Origin of the sequence: uncultured Cyclobacterium sp. (assembly GCF_963976465.1) — a bacterium.
Taxonomy (GTDB): domain Bacteria; phylum Bacteroidota; class Bacteroidia; order Cytophagales; family Cyclobacteriaceae; genus Cyclobacterium.
The window spans coordinates 1-5,729 of the sequence record NZ_CAXBOC010000385.1; the positions used below are offsets into that span (position 1 = coordinate 1).

The 5,729-nt window shown below is 37.9% G+C and carries 6 protein-coding genes; all 6 read right to left on the reverse strand.

What is annotated here, in order from left to right; translation table 11 throughout:
* Window positions 1-696: ATP-grasp domain-containing protein (locus tag AAC037_RS18460; protein WP_339904653.1), on the reverse strand; the 696-nt coding region annotated here is incomplete at its 3' end.
* A 197-nt stretch (window positions 697-893) separates the two neighbouring features.
* Window positions 894-1,046: a lmo0937 family membrane protein gene (locus tag AAC037_RS18465; RefSeq protein ID WP_339904655.1), complete on the reverse strand. Its 153-nt coding sequence runs from the start codon at window positions 1,044-1,046 to the stop codon at window positions 894-896.
* A gap of 79 nt (window positions 1,047-1,125) precedes the next feature.
* Window positions 1,126-2,904 carry a DNA mismatch repair protein gene (locus AAC037_RS18470; RefSeq protein WP_339904657.1) on the reverse strand — a complete coding sequence of 593 codons (1,779 nt, stop codon included), beginning with the start codon at window positions 2,902-2,904 and terminating at the stop codon, window positions 1,126-1,128.
* Between the two features lie 460 nt (window positions 2,905-3,364).
* Complete coding sequence (locus AAC037_RS18475) at window positions 3,365-4,972, reverse strand: PepSY-associated TM helix domain-containing protein (protein ID WP_339904659.1); 1,608 nt, start codon at window positions 4,970-4,972, stop codon at window positions 3,365-3,367.
* A gap of 10 nt (window positions 4,973-4,982) precedes the next feature.
* On the reverse strand, window positions 4,983-5,276 hold the full coding sequence (locus tag AAC037_RS18480) for a hypothetical protein (RefSeq protein ID WP_339904660.1): 294 nt from the start codon (window positions 5,274-5,276) through the stop codon (window positions 4,983-4,985).
* Window positions 5,277-5,278: 2 nt separating this feature from the next.
* On the reverse strand, window positions 5,279-5,605 hold the full coding sequence (locus tag AAC037_RS18485) for a hypothetical protein (protein ID WP_339904661.1): 327 nt from the start codon (window positions 5,603-5,605) through the stop codon (window positions 5,279-5,281).
* Window positions 5,606-5,729: the final 124 nt, after the last annotated feature.

Below are 5,729 nucleotides of genomic sequence, written 5' to 3' on the forward strand. Positions count from 1 at the left end.
CCTAGCCTTTGCTTCTATTGTTGAACTAATATCTGCCGGGGAAAATAAAAACTCAACTAAATTATGCTCAGGATGAAAGGCACATTCCACCGAGGGAAAGCTTTTCACCTCTCCGGCCTCATTCCGCGACACAATCACGGCAAGTTCCTTGTCAAAATCTATTAACTTTTCCAGCAAACCGGGGGCATCAAAGGCCTTTTCCAGGTCATCTGCATTGCGCATTATTTGTACCCCACGGCCATCATAACCTTCTTTTCCCAACTTATTTACGGCCGGCAAAAACGATGCTTGCTTTTTCACCTCTTCTTTATTTTCTGTAAGAATAAATGGAGATGTAGGGATTCCCTGATCCAAATAAAATTGTTTTTGGCTTCTTTTGTCTTGAATGAGCGCGATGATATGGGGTTGAGGAAAAACTTTTACGCCTTCTTTTTCAAGTTGAAATAGGGCTTCAGTATTGACATGTTCTATTTCAATTGAAATGACATCACAATTCTTCCCAAAAGAATAAACTGCATCATAATCTTTCAAGTTTCCATTTACAAAATTATTACTGAGGAATTTACAGGGAGCATTTGGATCAGGATCCAAAATATGCACCTCAAGGTTATAATTGATAGCAGATTGGATAAGCATCCTTCCCAATTGTCCTCCACCCAAAATTCCTAGGGTCTTTTGCTGATAGTTTTTCTGCACAGTATGATAATTTTTTATGAATCAGTACAAAATTAAGGAATCTCTACCATTATGTTGCAGGGATAAGCCATGGCAAGTTAAATTAATCTTTGCACATAGTTTATTCTTATCATAATAAGAGTTATACGATTGAAAAAATTAGACAAAAAAAAGGTTACCGCATTAGGTAACCCCATTTTATATTATAATCCAGAAGGCTAAACTGACCTCCCACCAATAAGGCGGAACAAAACAGCTATTACTGCTAACACTAATAATATATGTATAAGGCCTCCTACAGTATATACAAAGGCTCCTATAATCCATCCTATTACAAGAATGATTGCAATCACATACAATAAAGAACTCATGGTTGTATTGGTTTTAAATGGTTGTTTTATTTGATACTACAAGACCAATATTTATGCCAAAGTAAATTGAGTCGCTATTTTATAAAGCTTTGTTGATCTCTATGCCCATCAGTTCCATTAGCTTTTGCGCATTAAAATTAGGACAGGAACCTTTCTTTATTGAATAGTCAAATACGATTTCATCCTTTTGAATATCGTGGTGGAAACTGTAATTTACCAAAAAGGGCAACTGGTTTTCCAAGGTGCTTAATTCAATATCATGTGTAGAGATGATACCCTTGGCCTGGGTCTGTGCCAATTGTCTGATCAGTGCCTCACTTCCTAGTACTCTATCTGCCGTATTGGTTCCTTTCAAAATTTCATCAAGTAAATAAAAGACGGGCTCTCCGGCAGCTGCCTTTTCTAAAACTCCTTTGATTCTTGCCAATTCTGCATAGAATGAACTTACACTTTCCCCCAGACTGTCGGTATTTCTCATGCTGGTATACAATGAAAAAGGGCCTGTCTTAAAAGTCTTTGCAAAGGGTGGAATTCCCATGCCTGCCAAAACCAAATTTATTCCTAGGGTTCGCATAAAGGTGGTTTTACCGGACATATTGGACCCGGTAAGCAATACTACCTTTTCCTTCTCTCCTAAACTAAAATTATTGGCTACACAGGTTTCTGGGACTATCAGCGGATGCCTGATCTCCTCTGCATCAAATACAGTTTCCTCCTCCCAAATAACCTGAGTACTAAGGTCTTCCTCTTCCATAAATGCGGCCATAGAAACCAATGCCTCCCAAGTTTCAAAGGTTTCTTCCCACGCTCTCATGTTTTGACCGGCCATCTCATTCCATTTCTTTAGCCTATACAAAACATAAAAATCAACCCAAAAGAGAATATTGAAAATTAAGTACAACAAATTGGTCCTGTTCTCTACCATAAAAGTTAGGTTTTCCAACTGCTTTAGAGCCTTTGAAGCCATAAACTCATTTTGTTTGACAGGTTTTAAAACCTTCAATAACAATGGATTTTCAAATTGCTCCTTTTCAAGTAGTTTTGCCCAAGCTTGTAAGGTTTTAAGATCACTGTCATTGGGTAAGGATTTCATTGCCTCCATCAGAGGTTTAAATATCAAACCCAATAGCCCCATTCCCACTAGAATAAAAACACTTAAGTAGGCAGTAGAAAAGAAGTTGTACAATACACCAAAAAGAACAATTAGCCCAAGCAGTGGACCAAGAACCATGGGAATAAAATACAAGGATTTCCATGGCAGGCTTTTCTTTAACCAAGAATAAAATCTGGCTTTTCCATCAGAAGTATTGTCTTTTTTCATAAAAGCCTTACCTAGGGCTTCAAATACAAATAGGAAGTCTTTTTTGGAACGTAGTTCCAATAGGGCAGCTTGCTTTTCTGCAGCTTCTTTTGGTTTCAAAGGAGACTTCATCCAAGAAGCCAAACGTGACTTGCCTCCACGGCTTACCGTATGGTTGATCATTTGGAACAAAGAATGATCACCAAATAAATCCAGATCACTTGCAAAGGGATGTATAGGATCAATAAATTCCGCTCCTTTGTCAAAACCTTTCAGCTTTCTATTTTTTCGGTTAACACGTTCTTCATGCATCTCCTTGACTGCCTTGTAAAAGCTTTCCCTGTCTTTTTCTTTGTTGAATTTTAAAATCAGGCTTACAAAGACAAAGCTCACAGGAAAAAACAGAAAGAGGAGCCAGTGAATTTCTGTTATTCCTACAATCAATAAGGCCAACATTATTAAGAAAAGTCCAAGGCGTCCAAAAGACAATAAAAGTACTTTGTCCCGGATGGCTGCTAGTTTTTTATCCGGATCAGAAAGGTCAAATTCAACGTTCATGTATTAAGATATTTGGTCATAGGGAAGATGGCTCCCTAATGACAATGACTGTTTTGTTACCAGCGAAACCATTGCTTTACTCGATCTAATTTTGGCCTAGCTTTAACCAAAGCCTAAGCCTTAAGAGTTTTCAAGTGAGATAAGGACTTCACTATTGGTAAAAGCCCGGAATTTAGCCCTATTATAGCTTGCAAATTCTTTGTGGCTCCATCAACTTTAAATAATGGAAAACACTTCTCGAATATCGCTCTGGTAAATAAAATATAAATGTAGTATAAAAAGTTAAAACAAAATGAGCAATTTCAATTGAGCCATGTTAGGGAAACCATTCCAAATGATTATTGTCGCGAGCATTCATCCATTATTTTCTCCCATTATCAATGCTATAAAAGAAAATGGGTACCCACAGCACATTTGCCTTTCGGTACCCATCAGGTGGTTTTTCAATCCAAACAAATTTTTAAGCAGGGATCATCTTCCCGGATTTCAAAGAAACAGGTTTTTCCACCTTTATTTTTATGCCTATGATCAAAGTACCGATTGAGCTAATCAACCAAAAAGCATCGATCAATAAGATATCTGAATAACCCTTGACCCAACTTATCCAGAGCCAATTACCTGTAAACAAGCCATTTGCTAAAGGAACCATTAATCCCATTGCACCACCCAAAATCAATGTCCACTTATTCGTCAGAGCATTGTTTTTAAGGAAAGTGAAAAGTAAGGTTAACAAGAGCCATGACCAAAAATAGGTTTGAAAAATAAATGACACCCTGTCCATATCAGGATCCTGAAGGCCTATTTTTACCATAACAAAAGTAAGGGCTGTTACAGGATACATGCTTAGGCATCCGGCTAAATAAAACCATACCAACCAAGCATTAAACTTACGCTTGACAGGAGCCACATTTTTTTTATCTCGGGCAACCAACCAAATCATTACCCCGGAAATTATCACAAAACAGGTAACCATTCCTAAAATAAAGTAAATCAGTTTAACAGCAATGCCTCCAAAATCTCCAAAATGTAATCTTTTTATGACTGCTCGAGCTCCTTCCAGATAAGGTACCTCCTCAAATGGGCTCATTTCACTAACCACTTCACCTGTAGCCACTTTATAAGTTATACTGCCTGCACTGGCAAATTTAATGTCAAAATCTGCTTTTCCTTTAAATTTAACATGCATGTTTTGATCTCTATAATTGTATATCTCAGTAGTGCGAATGTCAAACTTAGGCCACTTTTCTTTGGTTTCGTTGAGGAGGCGGTTGATGGAAAATTCGGTAGATAAAGTTTCTCCACCAAAAGTATACTCAGGTGAATTGAAACCGAAATCATCATAAGCCTTCTCAGTACTGTCCTCATAAATAAACTTAACAATGGCCGGAGACATGATTGTCAGCCCTACAATTAGGTAAACGCCTGTCAGTGCGAAAACAAACTGGTAGGGAAGACCTAGTATTCCCAGTGCAGTATGGGCATCTGTCCATAGGTTTTTGACACTTGCCTTGGGTCTGAACATGAAAAAATTGCTTATTATCTTTTTCCAGTGAACCAAAACCCCGGTAACCACAGCGAACAGGAAGAAAAAAGCAATTATTCCTGCCAGCAAATATCCCGATCGGCCAAAAAAGTTAAGCTGGGCAAAAAAATGTAATCGATACAAAAACTCTCCAATAGAATAAGAGCCCTTATAATCATAAGTGTTTAAATCTTGGGTATTTAGGTATTTGAATGTCCCCCTTCTGCGCCTTCCTGATTCCTTTGGCTTGTCGTTTTTTGGTGGGGAAATATTCATGGACAAGCGTTGTTCATCATAATATTGATTGAAGGTGATGTCCCTATTGATTAAACTGTCTTTGGTTTCAAGGCTATCCAGTACCTTATCAAAATCCATTTCTTCCAATTTCCAACCACCTGCCAATGGCTCATTTCTTTCCCAACTATTGATTTCATCCCTGAAAAATGAAAAGGAGCCGGCAAAGAAAATGACATACAATGCCAAGCTGATGAAAATACCGGAAATTGTATGGGTGTGAAAAAGAATATTATATATCCTATTGCTCATATTTGAAGAATTAAATGGGTAAGGATTGACAGAAATAGACTACAGAAGAAAAAACAAGGCTGAGGAAAAGATAAATTGCCCAAATTTTCCATCCTTTTTTGGCTATAAAAGCCACAATAAGAAGCCCTACCCAAAGTAAAAAGCCTCCATATACCAGCGTGAAGAGCACCGCAACTTTATCCAAAACATAGGAAAGTGCAAGAAAGAAAGATACGGTAACGAAATACCCGCCTATAATACCTGCTGAAATCCTGGAAAAGCGGTGTAGAAAATTGGGGTTGAGGTGTTTTTTATTGGCAGGCATGATTAAAACAATTCTAGGATTAACAAAAGACCAAATCCGGATATTAACCAGCCGGTTTTGATCCACACCAGAGGGGAAATTAAAACCACCAAGCTACCGACGAGCATTAATGAACAGATAAATGCAAATATTCCCGCACCCAAACCCAGGGCGTATATGGAAAAAAGCATTCCTATCAACATCAATAGGCCACCTATGCTTTTGGCCAATTGTGCATTGGATCTAAACCATTCCTCCCAATGGGCAGGTCTTAAAGTTACGGCCCGTTGAGAAGTTTGATAAAAAAACTCAAACCCCAAGAGGGTAAAGATTGTACTTAATGTAATCATTCTTATATTGTTATTCGTTTCTATGGTTTACAAGACTTAATCAAGTAACCACTTGTCACTTGTGACTAAAAAAAAAAGGAACACCAGAACCACCACGAAGCAATAATGGTGGTACCGGTGCAAA

Coding starts and splice junctions, on each gene's coding strand:
- AAC037_RS18465 (WP_339904655.1), bottom strand. CDS start 1,046: ATGAGTTCTTTATTGTATGTGATTGCAATCATTCTTGTAATAGGATGG.
- AAC037_RS18470 (WP_339904657.1), bottom strand. CDS start 2,904: ATGAACGTTGAATTTGACCTTTCTGATCCGGATAAAAAACTAGCAGCC.
- AAC037_RS18475 (WP_339904659.1), bottom strand. CDS start 4,972: ATGAGCAATAGGATATATAATATTCTTTTTCACACCCATACAATTTCC.
- AAC037_RS18480 (WP_339904660.1), bottom strand. CDS start 5,276: ATGCCTGCCAATAAAAAACACCTCAACCCCAATTTTCTACACCGCTTT.
- AAC037_RS18485 (WP_339904661.1), bottom strand. CDS start 5,605: ATGATTACATTAAGTACAATCTTTACCCTCTTGGGGTTTGAGTTTTTT.